Source organism: Telluribacter roseus, assembly GCF_017355915.2.
GTDB lineage: Bacteria > Bacteroidota > Bacteroidia > Cytophagales > Spirosomataceae > Telluribacter.
On record NZ_JAFEUV020000011.1, the window covers coordinates 136,976 to 155,749 of the forward strand.

An 18,774-nucleotide genomic window follows, 5' to 3' on the forward strand; every position below is an offset into this window, starting at 1 on the left:
TGGCCCCGTAGAGACACAAAATTTATCTGCCCCGCTTCTTTTCCCGGAAATCCTTCACGACCTGGCTACGATGGATTCAGCCCCAGCCTATGTAGCTATTCCGTTTTGCTCACGATAATGAGTTCACTATCGCTGCTTTGATTTTCAACCTTTTTGATGAATATGAAAACCTGTGCTTAGTGCATTCAATATAATTTTGTAAAGAAATTTTTGACTGAACTTAACTAAAAATGCCATTTTATCATGTCAAAACCATTACATCTTTATCTGAGTGTACTAATATTTACACTAACCGCTGTTTGGGCACAAGCTCAAACAGTCCAAATCAAGGGAAGCGTCAGTGCAAAAAACGGTGAGCCCCTTATCGGTGCTACTGTTTTAGTGGTTGGTACTACTAATGGTACTACAGTTGGTGTCGATGGCACGTTTAGCATTTCTACAACCGCTCCCAATCCTCAACTCAAAGTGAGTTTTATTGGATACAAGACCGCAACGGTAGATGTTGGTAATTCTACTGATTTAAAGATCGTACTGGAGGAAAGTCTGGTGCTTGACGAAGTGGTAGTTGTAGGGTACGGTACTATCAAAAAAAGCGACATAACCGGTTCGGTAGGTTCTGTTTCAGCAAGAGAGCTGACGGCCTATCCGACTCTGAACGCCGTACAAGGTTTGCAAGGAAGAGCACCCGGAGTCCAGGTAATGCAGAACTCTGGCGAACCCGGTACCACATTGAGTGTACGCATCCGGGGTGGCAACTCGCTACAGGGAAGTAATGAACCTTTGTACGTGGTTGATGGCTTTGCCCTATCGGGAGCACCCAACGGACTTAATTCCAATGATATTGAGTCGATGGAGGTACTCAAAGATGCTTCTGCAACAGCTATCTACGGTTCACGAGGAGCTAACGGGGTTATCATCATCACTACCAGACAGGGTAAAGCGGGTAAAACCCAGGTATCTATAGATAGCTACTACGCCATCCAGCAGGTTAATAAAAAACTGAATCTGATGGATGCTCAGGAATTTGCCACTCTGGCTAATGAGCGGGCGGCTAATGATGGTTTTCCGGCTTACTTCACGCAGGATCAGATCAACGCTTTTGGAAAGGGAACGGATTGGCAGGATCTGATTTTCCGGAAAGCACCGATGCAGAACCACACGGTTTCCGTAACGGGTGGCAATGAAAATACTCAGTATGCCATTTCAGGTAATTATCTTAGCCAGGGGGGCATTATTCGTGGATCAGACTTCTCGCGTGAAAACCTTCGGGTCAACCTGAATCAGAAACTGGCTGCCAAGGTTCGGCTATCCTATAATGCTGTTTTATCTAATATCAATCGCACTCAGTTACTAAATGACAATGGACAAAAAGGGAATAGTGCCGTTTCAGCGGCATTAGGGGCTCCGCCTACTCTTTCTCCCTATGATAGCAATGGTGATTACACGTTCATAAAACCGTACGCTTTCAGCCCTAATAGCCTGGAGAATCCATTAGCGCTGACGGACTCACGCAAACAGAATAACAATGAAGTATATATATTAACTAGTTCGGCGATCAATTACGAGCCGGTTAAAAATCTGACGTTGCGATCTTCAATAGGCGTTGAAAACAGTTCGATCCGGGGTGATCTATTTTCTCCTTCTACAATCACTACTACTCCTAATGGGTCAGCAACAATCAACTACGGCAGCCGGACCAACATCCTCAATGAAAATACCGCTACCTATATTCCTAAACTTGGTCAGGACCACGATTTGACCTTACTGGGTGGTGTTACCTATCAGGAGGAAAAAGGCCGCTCCTTTGCTGCCAGCAGTACCGGTTTTAATTATGAAGGCATGGGTACGGACAATATTGGCATGGGCAACACCCCAGGAGTTCCCACCAGTACTGCCTATAAGTGGGTACTTTTCTCTTACCTGGCTCGTGCTAATTACTCGTACAAAAGCCGCTATCTATTTACGGCCAGTATGCGTGCGGATGGTTCGTCCCGCTTTGGGGTCAATAATAAATGGGGGTATTTTCCTTCTGCAGCTTTTGGCTGGCAGATCATGGAAGAACCTTTCGCCCAGAATCTACGGGTGATATCAGATCTGAAACTGCGCCTTTCGTACGGACTGACGGGCAACACGGCACTTTCGCCTTATCAGACCCTCTTTACATTGAATCCAGTTAATACTGTCTATAACGATCAGCTCCATATTGGTCAATTACCCGGTGCTCAGCTGACTAATCCTAATCTGAAGTGGGAATCGACCGCCCAATGGAATGCAGGTCTGGATGTGGCTATCCTACGCAACCGTTTTTCGCTTTCGGCCGACTACTACATAAAGAATACAAGGGACCTGCTGGCTACGGTACCACTTCAGCTATCTACTGGTTACACCAGCACGATCCAGAACATAGGACAGATTCGTAACAGCGGTATTGAGCTTGGGTTGAATGCGACTTTAGTCAATACTAAAGATGTAAAATGGGATCTGAACGTAAACTTTTCAAAGAACCGAAGCCAGGTAATGCAACTGGCAGGAGGAAGTGACGTGTTTGGAGTAGCGCTCAATCAACCGCTCTCAACCCCTGTCAACCTGATACGGGTTGGTCAGCCCATCGGTGTTTTCTATGGGTACCTTGAAAACGGCCTGAGCGATAAAGGAACCATCAATTTCAAAGACATCAACGGCGATGGAGTGCTTACACTAGCTGATAAAACCATCATAGGCGATCCCAATCCTGACTTCCTTTACAACATAAATTCTAATGTGTCGTATAGGAATTTCACGCTCACGATGTTCTGGTTGGGTAAGCAGGGGGGAGATATCTTTAACGCCAATCTGACAAGCCAGGCAAGCAGCTTCTACTTCGGTGAAAATCAGCTGAAGGATGTCTACAATAACCACTGGTCTGCTTCCAACCCCAATCCCAATGCTAAGTACCCTAAAATTAGCGCCAACACTGCATTTAGAGAATCTGATCGGTTTATTGAAGATGGTTCGTTTCTTCGCCTGAAAAATGTTCAACTAGCTTACAATCTGCCCACTGCTGGCTTGAATATAAAGTGGCTCCGCAATGCACAGTTGTACATAAGCGGACAGAATCTACTAACCTATACAAAGTACAGCTGGTTTGATCCGGAAGTAAATACTCTGGGTGGTTCTAACTCAATTTCAATGGGCATTGACCAGTCCGGCTATCCGACTGCCCGCACATATACCATTGGTACACGCATAGGTTTATAACTCCTTTTTATTAAGCGACTACTCATGAAAAAATTTGCTACCATTTGTTTACTCAGTACTAGCTTACTGACTCTTTCCTGTAAAGATTTACTCGAGGAAGTACCTACTGCTTTACTGAGCCGCAGCCAGTTCTATAAGACGGCTGCTGATGCCAACTCTGCCGTCAACGCTATATCAGCTACGTACCATACTAATAACATGTACATCCTGCGCTATGGCGTTTTTACAACCGCTTTGGAAGATTATGCATCCGGACAGGGCCAATATATACCTCTTTCCCAATATCAGGTTACTACCTCCATTATGGGTACTACCGATGGTTTCTGGGCAGGTTTTTATAAGACCATTGATGCCGCTAACCTGGCGCTTAAATACATCCCAACCATTACTATGGATGAGAAGCAGAAGGACCAACTGCTATCAGAAGCGCACTTTTACCGGGCACACGCCTATTACAATCTCGTCCGTATGTTCGGGGCCCTGCCCATCCGGACCGAACCGACCGAAGACTTGAGTGCTGTGGGTGGCAAGCGGGAACCTGTTGATAAGGTGTATGCACAAATTATCGAAGACTTGAAGAAGGCGGAGGCAGGTCTTCCGCTGACTCAGACGCTCGCAGGCAGACCTACTTTGGGAGCCGCTAAAACTATGCTGGCTGATGTATACCTGGTTCGGGAGCAGTGGACGGATGCCCGTGATAAGGCCGAGGAGGTTATCAAATCGGGGGCTTATTCACTGGTTAATGTGAGTCAATCCTCCGACTTTGAAAAGATTTTTGGAGCGGGTGTTACTTCCTCATCCGAAGAGGTTTTCTCAATCAAATTTCAGCGAACCGTTGCGGGAGGATCGTTCCTGCCCCAGTTTTATCACCTGCCAACCAGTCAATGGGCCACCAGCGGATTTGGTACCTTTTTTGGCTTCCCCACCTATCCTCTGCTCAGGGACTGGTCGGCAGCTGACTTGCGGAAAGGCTTCAATTTGTATACCGCTGGTCCGAATAAGCAAGGGGTGATTGTGCAAAACGGGGCGAATCAACCCATCCGGTTTGGCAAGTTCAAAGAAACCGGAGCACCCTCTTCTGGTGCTCATGGTGTCGATTATCCCGTCTACCGCTACGCTGATGCCCTGTTGATTTACGCGGAGGCCGCCAGTCAGGCGGATAAGGGGCCAACGGCTCTGGCGCTTGAGCGACTCAATATGGTGCACCGGCGGGCTTATGGATACGCCCCCTCAAGTCCTTCTCCGGTTGATTTTACGCTTGAAGGTCAAACGGCGGCCTCATTCCGGGATCTGGTTCTGAAAGAGCGGGCATACGAATTTCTGGTGGAGGGCAAACGCTGGCATGATCTCGTACGTACGGGTACTGCCAAGCAGGTCATCAAAGCTGCGAAAGGGATTGACATACCTAATTCCGTATTGCTGATGCCGATTCCCAAGCAGGAAATTGATAACAATCCTGATATAGAGCCCAATGACCAGAACCCAGGGTATTAAGCAACACTAACTGCACAGGATACTAGTAGGGAGTATTGGCTCCCATGTAGTCACTCTGGTAAAACAGCCGAATATTTTACTATTTCATTTTTCCATCGTATTAGAGAATAGACCTAAGTCTAATTATAGTACTATCCCAAGGTTGACGAATATCCAATATGATAGAAAATGAGTAGGTAGATATTGAGTAGGATTGACTCTGTAAGCAAAGAGGCAGGTAGTGATGGTTCTTATGAAACTACTTCATAAAACCTCATCACCTGCCTTTTGCTCAATCAGAAAGTTTAATACTGTTTTGACCAGCTACTCAATTAGTACGGAGCTGTTAAGTTTGCCTGATGTAGTACGGATTAACTTTGTTGTTTTTCCTGGTATTTATAATACTGATATATATGAAGTGGATCTTAAAACCAATCTTGTATATACTACTGTGCACCTCTTTATGTTGGGGACAGTACAGTAACAAGATCCGTTTTAAAAATCTTACTGTTAATGATGGGCTTTCTTTTCCTGTGATAAATTGTTTTTTACAGGACAAGCAGGGGTTTATGTGGGTAGGCACCGAGTTTGGACTAAACAGGTATGATAGTCAAAAATTCAAGGTGTTTTATGCCAATCCATCCGACTCCCATAGCTTATCCAGTGACTATATAACCTGTCTCTACGAAGACACCAACAACTATATCTGGGTAGGCACGCTCAGGGGACTCAACATTTACGACAAAACTACCTCACAATTCAGGAAGCTGGAACAAACCGTACTCCGGCAAAACAGTATTTTAGCAATAACGGGCGACTCAAAAGGAAATCAGTGGGTGTTGATGACCCACTATCTACTACAGGTTGACAGTAGCTTTAACCTGATAAAGCAATACCAGGTAAGACAAATTACCCAGGAGAACAACCTGAACAAACTTAGTACACTAAAATTTGATAAACACAATCAGCTCTGGGTAAACACCAACAAAGGCCTGAGATTGTTTAACTTTGAGAAGGAGAAACTAACTAATCCACTTGATGATGTAGTTGATTTCATTTCACCCAATCCTGACATCATCTCTGTTGTTTTCATTGACTCTAAAGAGAACATATGGGTTGGTACAAGGGGCAATGGTGCCAGGTATTATAGCATGAGGGATAAAAAATGGCACCATCTAACTAATCTAAGTTCTAAATATATCAATGGGATTGTAGAAGACATAAATCAGCGTATCTGGATTTGCACTGGCCGCAACGGACTCGATATTTATGATCCCAGTACCCAGAAAGTGGAGGTGATGCGGTACGCCAAAACGCCCGAAAGTAATATGGCATCCAATTCACTTTCATGTATATACGCAGACAGATTAGGTGGGATCTGGATAGGGACCTTTAACAGCGGACTGATGTATTACTTTCAGCATCAGTTGAAATTCAACCTCTACTATTCCAAAGGACAGATCAGTGGAATCAACAGCAACTATGTAACTTCTTTCGCCACGGATCGGGCTAATAATATCTGGCTGGGGGTAGGGGAAGAGGGATTGCTCTTTTTTGATCGAAAAACGGCCACTTTTCGAAAGATTATCCCTAAGCTTCCATTCTTTAAAGATCAGGCTGAACTTAAAGAGCACTTTTATATTCTCAGTCTGCGTCTTTCAGAAGACCAAACCCACTTGTTCATTGGAACCCTTACTGGTTTTTATGATTACCATATCACTACAGGTACCTGGAAGTACAATTACCAGAGCAGGGGAAAGGACAATACCTGGCCCGGTGGAATGGTAGGTTCTATCATCCAGGACCGGGATATAGTTTATTTAACAACATCCAGCGGTTTATCATTATACAACTACCATAAAGGCACTTTTGAGCACTTCACAATTGGTGGCTCAAATAGAATAACGTATACATTAGCTCAAAACGACTCTACTGTGTTTGTAGGTACTTCATCCAGTGGTTTGTGGAGTTTTGATAAAAGATCACATAAGTTTGTAAAGGTTATTCCAGCTGCAATGAATGTGAAGGTTCCGGAGCGAATCCGCTGCCTTTATATGGACCGTAACCAGCGTCTGATTGTGGGGGCTAGTTCAAGTGGATTATATCGTTACAACCATGATTTTACCAAAGTAGAGGCGATACAAAATAGTCCTGACAAACGTCGGCTCACTTTTATGAGTCTTTGTGAAGATCCCAAAGATGGCTATTGGACCGCCACTAACCAAGGCATGGTCAAATTGAGCGAATCATTCAAAATTGAGCGGATCTTCAATGCAAAGGAAGGGTTTGATCCCAGCTATTTTTTTACCAACGCCATCACCCGTTCCAAAAATAATGAGATACTCGTTGGGGGTAATGTAGGTTTTTATTCGTTCTATTCATCTGACTTTTATTCCACAAAAGTCCCCCATTTACCTCCCATTCACCTGAGAGATGTACTGGTTCTGAATAAGTCAGTGGTAGACTCAGAGGTTGACGGATTCAAAATTGAAGGAGATTTATCGGTTACCAGGAGCATTGAATTACCTAACTACCAAAGCCTTATCACCTTTGAGTATACCGACCTGGATTATCAGAATTCAGACCGGATTGAATATGCTTACCGGCTTGAGCCGTATGAGAAAGCCTGGAACCTGGTCTCCGATAGGCGTTTTGCTACGTATCGGGACCTGCCGGCAGGTACGTATACCTTCAAGGTAAGAGGACAGGTAGACAATCAGCTGGTTGGCAGTAGCATGGCACAGCTGCAAGTTGTGATTCCACCCAAACCATGGCAAACCTGGTGGGCGTATCTGATTTATATGACAGTGGCGTTGCTGGTAGGGCGGCAGTGGTATGTATATCAGTCCAACAAGCGCCGGATGCGTCAGGAAATCGAAATGCAAAAGTTTCAAAGGGAGAAAATGGAGGAACTGTACAAGTTCAAGATTGACTTCTTTACTCAGGTAACCCACGAACTTCGTACACCACTTACTTTGATCATCAGCCCGCTGGAAGAGATGATCAGACGAAGTCCTACGGCCTCAGAGAACAATCTACTCAAAATTATACACCGTAATGCCCAAAAACTGTTGCTTACCGTCAATCAGCTGCTGGATTTTAGAAAAATAGAGAACTCCGATATGAAAGTGTTTGCCAAGAAAGGAAATATTGTATCGTTTGCAGAAGAAGTCTTGTTCAGCTTCTTAAAGCTCACAGAGAAAAAAGGGATTGAATTGCTGTTCGAGACGAATATGGAAAAGTATCCATTTGTGCTTTTTGACAAGGACATCATGGAAAAGATACTGGTCAACCTGATTGGTAACGCGGTCAAATTTACGCAGCAGGGAAGTGTACAGGTAAAGGTATACGAACCTGAGGACATTGCTAACAGTACACGCTATTTCATTGAAATCACGGATACCGGACAGGGAATAAAACCAGAGAATATCAAGAATGTATTTGAGTCATTTTTTCAGGAGAATAGGAATAACTATACGGTGGGTTCAGGAATTGGTCTTAAGATCGTCAAAGAATTGACCAGCCTGCACCGGGGCACCATTGAGGTGACGTCAGAAGTCGATAGAGGAACCTGTTTTTTACTCTCTTTTCCCAAAGCTGACCTGGATCTGATGAATGAGGAACCAGTCAAACCGAGCTTCTCTCAGGAATTGGAATGGAATGCCAGCACGGAAAAACCAACGATAGACAAAACGAACCTATCGGCCAAAATTCTTATTGTAGATGATGAGCCAGACGTACTTTCGTTTCTGGAAGAAATCTTTGAAAGTGATTATTATCTGTTTTCTGCCGATTCGGCCCAGAAAGCCCTGGACATTGCCAAAACCGAACTCCCTGACCTTATAGTAAGTGACGTTATGATGCCCGGTATGAGCGGGCTGGAACTATGTGAATATGCCAAGACAGATTTTCTGCTGGGACATATCCCTATTGTGTTACTGACGGCCCTCAACGCCACCGAACATGAAATTGAGGGACTACGAACAGGGGCGGATGCTTATATACCGAAGCCTTTTCCTGTGAATCTGCTTAAAGCAACGGTTCAAAACCTGTTGAATTCGCGCAAGAAGCTGAAGCAGGCTTTCCTGAATTCGTCGCTTACCAATGCCACGAACGTTACACAAAACAATACTGATAAACTGTTTCTGGAGAAAGTCATTGCAGCAATCGACAGCAAGCTGGATCAAACTGATTTGGAAATAGGTACCATTTCTGATGAAATGGGCATGTCTCAATCTACCTTTTATAGAAAACTCAAAAGCCTTACCGACCTTTCAGGGAATGAGTTCATAAGAACTATCCGACTCAAACGTGCGGCTGACTTGCTCAGGAACACGGATTGTAACATTTCTGAAATCGCTTATCGGGTGGGCTTTTCTGATCCTAAGTACTTTTCCACTTGCTTCCGTAAGTTTTACAACCTTACCCCCACCGAGTACCTTTCCCAAGCTAGAAAAGATAAGACCTCCGGTCACCTGACTTAGAGTTTAACCTTTTTGACTGATTTTTTAACAAAGGGAAGAGCCCTTCAAGCCTATCTTTGTATAGGTTAAGTGAAAAGGGAAGTGCTAATAATTCTATTTGTGCTTGTACTAAGCTTTGGTGCTCTTGCTGTGCAAGAGCACCAAATTTAAGCCTTTGTGTGGCCTTGGCTTGAGATATTCGGCCTATACAGGGTAATCTAGTCAAAGTTAAAGCTTAAAGGATAGGTTACCTTTCAGTTAGATGCGGTATGGTAGAAATACACTTCTGGTTTTAGGTTCTATTCCTGACAAATACCTTCCTAATGATGGATTTGCTCCATCCTAAACTATCATTTTAACCATAGATGTTACGGGTATGATAGATAAGATGGATACAGACTATTTCTCTTAATCTTTTCTTATTGATGAAAGTATAACTAGTAGTATAAGCTTCATTTATAAACATATTTATTAAAATGAATAAAAACCACATCTGGAAATCCATTTGGGTAGCTGCTCTTCTGCTTGTCTGGACCAAGGGTACGGCCCAGACTCAAAAGCAACCCAACATCATTGTTATCCTGGCTGATGATCTGGGCTACGGTGACCTGAGCTGTTACGGTCATCCTACTATTCGCACCCCTCATCTGGACCAGATGGCCGCTGAAGGTATGCGCTTTACCCAGTTTTACGCGGGTGCGGTGGTGTGTACACCAAGTCGGGCCGCCATGCTTACGGGGCGACAGCCGGTCAGGAACGGTATATACGGGAAAGCCGGTGTTTTCCGCCAGAATTCGGCCAGTGGCTTACCACTAAGCGAAATAACCATAGCCGAAATGCTTAAAGAAAAAGGCTACGCTACGGCACTAGTCGGTAAGTGGCACCTGGGTCACCTGCCCGAATTCATGCCGACCCGCCAGGGGTTTGACTACTGGTTTGGCATTCCCTACTCCAATGACATGGGCAAAGTATTTACTACCCATAAGGATGGTGCGTTTGGTTTACCTCCCGGTCCTCGCGCCAATGCCCCGGTGTTGCCTTTGTACAAAAATGAAACAGTTATAGAAGAGGAGCCTGATCAGCGATACCTGACCAAGCGTTACACCGAAGAAGTAACTAGCTTTATCAAGAAAAATAAGGACAAGCCGTTCTTCATGTACTATGCCAATAATTTCCCTCATACTCCTTTGTATGCCTCTCCCGAGTTCGAAGGCAAGAGCAAGCGGGGACTGTATGGCGATGTGGTAGAGGAGCTGGACTGGAGCGTTGGACAAATCCTGAAAACGCTGAAAGAGCTTAAACTGGATAAGAACACGCTGGTGGTTTTCACCAGTGACAACGGCCCCTGGCTGATCATGAAGGATCATGCCGGATCAGCCGGCCTCCTGTACGAAGGGAAAGCTTCAACTTATGAGGGGGGATTACGTGTACCCGCCATTGCCTGGTGGCCCGGTAAAGTAAAAGCGAATGTGACCAGTGAGGCTTTAACCAGTGCCATTGATCTTTTCCCCACGATTGGTAAAATAACTGGTGCGAACATACCCAAAGACCGCGAATTAGATGGTACTGACCAATCAGATGTACTATTTGGGAAGAAGGAGAACGTTCGGGAGATATTACCTTATTACTACGGCGAAACGCTATATGCGCTTCGGAAAGGTCCCTGGAAAGTGCACTTTATCACCCATCCATCCTACTCGCGGGAAGAGCCCAAAAGGTATACTACTCCACTGCTGTACCATATCGATAATGACCCGGGCGAAAAATATGATGTAGCCAAAGATTATCCGGAGGTGGTGGCCGAGCTCACCAGAGAGTTTGAAAAGCAGAAAAATGGCATTACGCCGGCTCCCTCCGAAGTGGACAAAACGATAGAAGCGAAGCAAAATCCATAATAGGCTGGTCTTGCCCCAATGCTACCTTCTGGTTCTACGCATTGGGGCAAAAGCTTTCATTAGCTGCTGTTAATTCGAGTACTTCTGCTTTGTTTGCAAATCATCCCAATAGAGGCTTCAGCATGCTTGAGGCTTCCGAACATTCATTAGCTGGTTCTAAACCCTTACTATATGAAACGTATATTTGTAATAGTACTTTCCCTTCTTACATGGGCTGTTATCAAGCCGGTAATGGGGCAAAAATCTACCGATGGTAAAGCATCCGGGAAGCCTAATATTATCTGGATTACCTGTGAAGATATATCTCCGTATATAGGTGCTTATGGGGATAAGCTGGTCAAAACACCAAACATTGACCAGCTGGCGAAGGAAGGCATACGCTATACCCGTGCCTATACCACCGCCGGTGTGTGTGCACCCAGTCGCTCGGCCATCATTACAGGTATGTATCAGACCTCGATTGGTAGTCAACATATGCGTACGAATGTGGCTAACTCTCAGACGGTACCTATATATTCGGCTGTTGTTCCGGAGTATGTCAAATGCTTTCCCGAGTACCTGCGCAAAGCGGGTTATTACGCGACAAACAATGAAAAGCAGGACTATCAGTTCGAAGCACCCGTGACCGTATGGGACGAAAGCAGTCCGGCGGCTACGTTCCGAAACCGCCCCGATGGAAAGCCTTTCTTCGCTGTTTTTAACTTCATGATCACGCATGAGTCCCAGTTATTCGGTCGTAAGGATAGCTTACTTGTGGATGTCAATGAAGTCAATGTGCCACCAATTTATCAGGACACTAAAATCGTACGCCAGGGTATCGCCCGTATGTTAACCAACATTGAACGGATGGACAGTCAGGTGGGTGAGCTCATCAGGATGCTGAAAGAAGATGGATTGTACGACAACACCATTATCTTTTTCTACAGCGATCATGGAGGCAGCTTGCCGTGGACTAAACGTGAAGTGCTGGAGAGGGGCACACATATTCCTCTCATCGTCCGCATGCCGGGAGCAGCCAATGCCGGTACGGTTAATAATGATCTGATCAGTGCAGTTGATTTTGCACCTACGGTACTGTCACTGGCAGGTATACCCATACCCAAATATATGCAGGGGCAAGCTTTTCTGGGCAAGCAGAAAGCTGCCAAAGCCCGTCAGTATGTGTTTGCTGGCCGCGACCGGATGGATTCGCATTATGACCGGGTGCGTATGGTACGCGATAAGCGTTACCGGTACCTGTACAACTATATGCCGGAGAAGCCGTACTACCAGCCTCTCAGGTATCGGATGAGCATCCCCATGATGCAGGAGATCATCACCCTAAGGGATCAGGGTAAACTGGATTCCATTCCGATGAACTGGTTCAAAACCAAACCGGTTGAGGAGCTATACGATGTAGAAAATGATCCGTATGAGCTGAATAATCTGGCTGGTGATCCAAAGTTCACTAAAAAGCTAACAGAGCTGCGGAATGCTTTTCAAACCTGGACTAAACAGGTGGGCGATATGGCAGCTATTCCAGAGAGAGAAATGATCAGTCAAATGTGGAACGGTAAAGATGAACCACCAGTAACGGCTACACCGGAAGTTGCTACCACTGCTGGTGGAGTTAAACTGGCCTGCCCAACGAAAGGCGCTTCGATCGGTTACCGGATTGTGAAAGCAGGCACAGCTCAGGCTCCCGAAATGCATACAGTACAATCCTGGGACTTTATTATCATGAGGGGTGGTAAAACCGGTGGGAAGGTACCAGCGGAGCCGGTTTGGCAGGTATATGATGGTGAGGTGATACCCCTTGTAAAAGGAGATACGCTACTAATAAATGCCATGCGGATTGGTTATAAAGCTGCTACGCTCGAATATAAGGATGGACAAGTGTTAGTTAGTAAATCTACTCCCTAATTTACATCCTGAATTATTGATGATACTATTTTATCAAGCTATTCTACGCACACGTTTTAGTTAGTTCGTAGGGCTCTTATATTTATAAATCATGAAAAAGATTCTCATATTTATTCTTGCCCCTTTTGTAGCGGCGGCGCTGTTCTTCTCTTTTAAATCAAAAAAGAAAGAGCAGCCCAAGCGCCCTAATATTATATTTATCATGTCGGATGATCATGCGTATCAGGCCATTTCAGCCTATGACAACCGCCTGATCCAGACGCCCAACATCGACCGCATTGCCAAGAAAGGGATGCTCTTTACCCAGGCCAGTGTCACCAACTCGATCTGCGCTCCTTCCCGCGCTACCATCCTGACGGGTAAGCACTCGCACATCAACGGCAAGGTCGACAACCACTTCCCCTTCGACACAACCAACATCACCTTCCCGCAGATTCTCCAGCAGGCCGGCTACCAGACGGCCATGTTTGGCAAGCTGCACTTTGGCAACAACCCCAAAGGCTTTGACCAGTTTAAGATCCTGCCCGGCCAGGGCGCGTACTACAACCCTGACTTCATCACCAAGAAGGAGGGCAACATCAAGGTCGATGGCTACGTGACGGACATTATCACCGATATGACGCTGGACTGGCTGCAGAAAGAGCGCAAGAAGGACCAACCCTTTATGCTGATGTACCTGCACAAGGCTCCCCACCGCTCGTGGCTGATGGCCGAGCGCCATCTGGAAGAGTATACCAATAAGACCTTCTCCGAGCCGGAGACGCTGTTTGATGACTACTCCGGCCGGGCTCATGCCGCCGCGGAGGCCGAGATGAGCATTCTGCACCATATGGCCTGGGCGGGAGACAATAAGGTTTTTCCTGAGGTGATGGATGAACTGGGTATCGCAGAGATTGGATTTGACAAACGCCGTTATAAAGCGGAGATGAGTCGTTTAAGTCCTTCACAGGCCGCAAACTTTAAGAAAGCTTATTCTAAAATCAACGAGGACTTCAAGAAGAAGTACCCTACCATGTCCGAAAAGGACAAGATGAGGTGGAAGTACCAGCGCTACATGCAGGACTACCTGGGTACGATCAAGGCGGTGGATGAGAATGTGGGACGTCTGCTGGACTACCTGGAGGCGAACAACCTGATGGAGAACACCATCATCGTCTACACCTCCGACCAGGGCTTCTACCTGGGCGAGCATGGCTGGTTTGACAAGCGCTTTATCTACGACGAGTCGTTCAAGACGCCGCTGCTGGTGGCGTGGCCGGGCAAGACCAAGCCAGGTACCCGCTCGGATGAGCTGGTGCAGAACCTTGACTTCGCCCAGACGTTCCTGGATGCGGCCGGGGTGAAAGCACCGGCGGATATGCAGGGTGAGAGCATGGTGCCGCTGCTGACGGGCAAGACCAACAAGATGAAAAGGGATGCTGTGTACTACCACTACTACGAGTACCCCGCCGAGCACATGGTCAACCGCCACTACGCCGTAGTGACCAAGGATTACAAGCTGATCCACTACTACTATGCGGATGATCAGTGGGAGCTAATCGACCGCAAGAAGGACCCCAAGGAGATGAAGAATGTATATGATGATCCGGCCTATGCCAAGGTCAAAAAAGAGCTGCATGTCAAGCTGGAGCAGCTCAGGAAGCAGTACAAAGACAGTGACCAGCTCAGCCAGGGGTACGTAGACAGGCTGATGGAAGATGCCAACAACGGAAAAGTCTTTGGTGTGAGCAAGGAGAAAGTGCAGGAGATCAGGGACAGACGTGCCAAGACCGTGGGTAAGAAGTAAGGCTGGCATTTTTAGAAGCTACTTTGCTAGCCTCCATACTAATGTTTTTTTGAGAATGGATTACGCCTGATTCTCATTTCTAATCCATTCTCTAATTATAATTCAAAAAATATGTATCGCTTTTGCCACTATAAGAGTAGCCAATGGCTTTTGATTTTTGTGATCTTGGGAACAGGCATTAGCTGTACGACAGGAAATGCTTCACGGGAGACAGCTAAGGAAACTACATCAACGCTGGTGAGGGCCGTAACGGGTGATACCACCGGCATGGTCTGGATAGGGGGAGGTAGCTTCACGATGGGGAACGATGAGTTTCCTGACTCCCGTCCCCTGCACCAGGTACAGGTAGATGGCTTCTGGATGGATGCTCATGAGGTAACCAATGCTGAGTTTGCCCGCTTCGTAGAAGCCACGGGCTACCTGACCGTAGCGGAGCGTCCTCTTAATCCCGCTGATTTTCCGGGTGTACCCGCTGATAAACTGGTACCTGGTTCAGCCGTGTTTACCACTACGGCACAAAAGGTCAACCTGTCCAATCCGTTGCAATGGTGGACCTACGTGCCGGGTGCTAACTGGCGCCATCCCGAAGGGCCGCAGAGTAGTATTGAGGGAAAGGAGAATCTACCCGTTGTACACATAAGCCATGAAGATGCCGCGGCCTATGCGAAGTGGGCGGGAAAGCGACTACCTACCGAAGCGGAATGGGAGTATGCCGCACAGGGAGGCAGGGGCAACCATACCTACTACTGGGGTGAAGAATTGAAGCCCAAGGGCCAGTGGGTAGCCAACATCTATCAGGGGAGCTTTCCTGACAGAAATACAGTTGAGGATGGTCATGCCGGTGCCGCACCTGTTGGATCGTATCCTGCCAATCCCTATGGCCTCTATGACATGGATGGGAATGTATGGGAGTGGTGCAGCGACCTGTACCGCCCCGACTACTACATGAACTCCGTCAAACAAAATCCTACCGGACCGGCTGACAGCTATGATCCCGAGGAGCCGGGGGTAGTGAAGTACGTGCAGCGGGGAGGGTCCTTCCTGTGCAGCGACGAGTACTGCATCCGTTACAAAGCCGGGAGCCGGGGAAAGGGAGAAGTAAGCAGTGGAAGCAATAACCTGGGTTTTCGGTGTGTGAGAGATAAAGATTAATGTATCTTACGCCCTTTAACTGATAAACATTTCTAATGCAACTGTTCCTGCTCCGTAGTATTGGTTTGGAATCCTCCATAAGGACATCAGTACTACTATGCCTTTGCTTTTTCTTAGTTGCTCCTAGTTGGGCTCAAACCTCCCAGTTGGTAGGTCGGGTAATGGATCAGACGGAGAAGCAACCAATTGAGTACGCCACCGTAGCCCTATTCCGTTCGCAGGACAGCAGCATGGTCAGTGGTACAGTGACCAGTGGAGAAGGGCGGTTCAAACTGGAGAAACTTCCGGCCGGCTCGTACTACCTGGTCGTGCAGTTCATGGGGTTCCTGCCCACCAAAGCAGACAACATTCACCTCTCCCGGAACCAGCAGCAGGATGTAGGTACCCTCTTCCTGAGTGCCAGCCAGGTCTTGCTGAATGAACTAAAAGTCAGTGGACAGAAAGCCACGGTCTACCATCAGGTTGATAAGCAGGTATACAATGCGGCCCAGTTTCAGACGGCTGCGGGAGGCACCGGCATTGATGTGCTGCGAAATATGCCCTCCGTGACCGTAGATGCACAGGGGCAGATCAGCCTCCGCGGTACCACCGGATTTGTGGTCTACCTCAACGGCAAACCTATTCAGTCTGATGCCGCCCAGGTACTTGGCCAGATTCCGGCCAATGCCATTGAAAACATAGAAGTCATTACCTCACCCTCGGCTAAATACGATCCCGACGGAAAAGCCGGCATCATCAACATCACCACTAAAGCCGGAGCCGCCAATGGGCTTACCCTGCTGGTCAATGGGCAGGTAGGCCTGCCCAGCGTACAGGATTATAACAATGCCGAAAAGCCCCAGCGCTACGGAGCCGACGCCACCCTGTCTTTCCGGAGCCGTAAGTGGGATGTGTCCCTGGGCGGTAGCTACCTGCGGGGGGATGTAGCCGGCCGCCGGGTAGGTGATGTCAATACCACCATCGGTACCCGTTATACCCATTTCCCTTCGGTCGGAGAGCGCAGCTTTGACAAGTACAACGGAGCCCTCCGCTCAGCCGTTACCTATACGCTCAGCCCCACCCATACCTTCCAGGCTGGTATCTACCACAGTATCCGCACTGAATACCGGCTGGCCGATATCTTCTATACCAATCGGACCACCGATCTGGCAACGGGGCAACTGATCAGCCGCAGCAACTACTTCAACTCCAACCTGGTCAAACGGCACGGCAGCTTTACGATTGCCAACCTGGACTATATCCACACCTTTCATAACCAATCCACCCTGACCGCCTCGACACTCTACGAACGGGACGACCTGTCGGGCTTTACCCGTAACCGCAACCTGCCAGCACCGGGCTCGGAGGTACTGCTGCAGTACACCGAAACCACCACCGATCGGCCTCTGAGCGGCTACCGCTTCAAGCTGGACTATGCGACCAAACTGCGGGGAGGAAAGCTGGAGGCAGGCTACCAGTACCGCTACCATTCCGACAACGGCTACTTCCAGTACCGGGAGAGAAACCTGGATGACACCGGCTTCACCCCCTACCCGGAGTTCAGTGGTAATGTAGATCTGGAAAATCAGATCCAGTCGATCTACACGCAGTACGGCAAAAAGAAGGAGAAGCTGACCTATGCCGCCGGGCTGCGGTACGAGTCCTCGACCCGCCACCTGACTATCCGGCAGGAGGAGCCGCTCTTGCTGCGGCTGAGTAACCTGTTCCCCTCGGCCCAGGTACTTTACGAGCTTAATGACCACTGGCAGCTGAAAGCCGGGTACAGCCGTAGGATCCAGCGCACCAACAACTTTGAGCTTAACCCGCTACCGGAGCGGGAGCACTCGGAGACTCTGGAACAGGGAGACCCTAACCTGCTGCCCGAATTTATCAACCTGCAGGAGGTGGGCGTGATTCATCCCTTCAAGCAGGGGTCTCTCTTTCTGACTTACTACCACCAGGGCATCAAAAACCCGATCAACCGGGTAAACCAGGTGTACGCCGATACCATCCTGAGCCGGATCTACACCAATGCCGGGCAGGCCCGGCGGATCGGTATGGAAGCCGGACTGGATGTACAGGCTACTCCCTGGTGGAAGCTGTACGTAGGCAGCAATGTGTATGACTATACCATCCGTGGCAGCCTGTTCAACAACCAGGTTCAGGTGAACAATGGCAGCCTGGTCTACTCCCTCAACCTGAATCAGACCTTTAAGCTGAGCCCGACGCTTACTCTGCAGAGCGGGCTGAACTACCTGTCGGCCCGGGCAACGGCGCAGGGAGAAGACTCCCGCTTTTACAGCCCTAACCTCTCGTTGAAGAAGCAGTTCATGAATGGCAGGCTGGCGGCTACCTTCCAGTGGCAGCACATGGATCTGGGGCTGCTGAATGCCAACGAGCAACGCATCACCACCCGGGGACGTGACTTTTACACTACCACCAACTACATCTATGAGGTGGATGTGCTGATGTTGAATCTGAGCTACAACCTGAACCCCCTGAACAAGAAGGTCCGTTTCACCGAAAGTGAGTTTGGGGAGAAAGAGTTTTGAGTACTGGTCGTTACCCGGCCATAAACACTCATAAATCTAAGTTTTCTACTGGAGCCTTAATCCTGTACGATAATTAAATCTTCTTTTGTATATAAAAAGGATTGTGCGCTACCCAGACTTCCACACTGACAACGTGTGCTTCTGTTGAAATAAAAATGAGTTGTACGGACCTATATCCCATTCTGAAAATCGATAACTTGTTTACAAAATGTACCTGCTCAAAGAGCCTCGTACCAGAACCCTACACCATACATAAAATCGATGTATGTACAAAGTAAGCCTGGTACGGGGGCGATCAGGAAGATGTTACGGTTCAAAAGCCAGCTTTAAGAGAC

The 18,774-nt window shown here is 47.6% G+C and carries 8 protein-coding genes; all 8 read left to right on the forward strand.

Annotation, left to right across the window (positions count from 1 at the left end):
* Positions 1 to 243 precede the first annotated feature (243 nt).
* The 8 genes from JTN23_RS19135 (at position 244) to JTN23_RS19170 (ending at position 18,439) form a co-directional block, all read left to right on the forward strand.
* A complete protein-coding gene (locus tag JTN23_RS19135) occupies positions 244 to 3,237 on the forward strand; it encodes a SusC/RagA family TonB-linked outer membrane protein (protein WP_247236638.1) in 2,994 nt (997 codons plus the stop codon).
* Positions 3,238 to 3,261: 24 nt separating this feature from the next.
* Complete coding sequence (locus JTN23_RS19140; protein WP_247236639.1) at positions 3,262 to 4,731, forward strand: RagB/SusD family nutrient uptake outer membrane protein; 1,470 nt, start codon at positions 3,262 to 3,264, stop codon at positions 4,729 to 4,731.
* A 392-nt stretch (positions 4,732 to 5,123) separates the two neighbouring features.
* Entirely contained in the window at positions 5,124 to 9,194 is a 4,071-nt protein-coding gene (locus JTN23_RS19145) for a hybrid sensor histidine kinase/response regulator transcription factor (protein WP_262918576.1), read from the forward strand.
* Between the two features lie 455 nt (positions 9,195 to 9,649).
* Positions 9,650 to 11,068, forward strand: a complete 1,419-nt coding sequence (locus JTN23_RS19150) for a sulfatase family protein (RefSeq protein WP_247236641.1) — start codon at positions 9,650 to 9,652, stop codon at positions 11,066 to 11,068.
* A 171-nt stretch (positions 11,069 to 11,239) separates the two neighbouring features.
* Positions 11,240 to 12,970 carry a sulfatase family protein gene (locus JTN23_RS19155; RefSeq protein ID WP_247236642.1) on the forward strand — a complete coding sequence of 577 codons (1,731 nt, stop codon included), beginning with the start codon at positions 11,240 to 11,242 and terminating at the stop codon, positions 12,968 to 12,970.
* 91 nt (positions 12,971 to 13,061) lie between these two features.
* Entirely contained in the window at positions 13,062 to 14,756 is a 1,695-nt protein-coding gene (locus tag JTN23_RS19160; protein ID WP_247236643.1) for a sulfatase family protein, read from the forward strand.
* 150 nt (positions 14,757 to 14,906) lie between these two features.
* The gene (locus JTN23_RS19165; RefSeq protein ID WP_409049462.1) at positions 14,907 to 15,908 is read left to right on the forward strand and encodes a formylglycine-generating enzyme family protein; all 1,002 of its coding nucleotides are present in this window, start codon (positions 14,907 to 14,909) and stop codon (positions 15,906 to 15,908) included.
* A gap of 35 nt (positions 15,909 to 15,943) precedes the next feature.
* Positions 15,944 to 18,439, forward strand: a complete 2,496-nt coding sequence (locus tag JTN23_RS19170; protein WP_262918577.1) for a TonB-dependent receptor — start codon at positions 15,944 to 15,946, stop codon at positions 18,437 to 18,439.
* Positions 18,440 to 18,774: the final 335 nt, after the last annotated feature.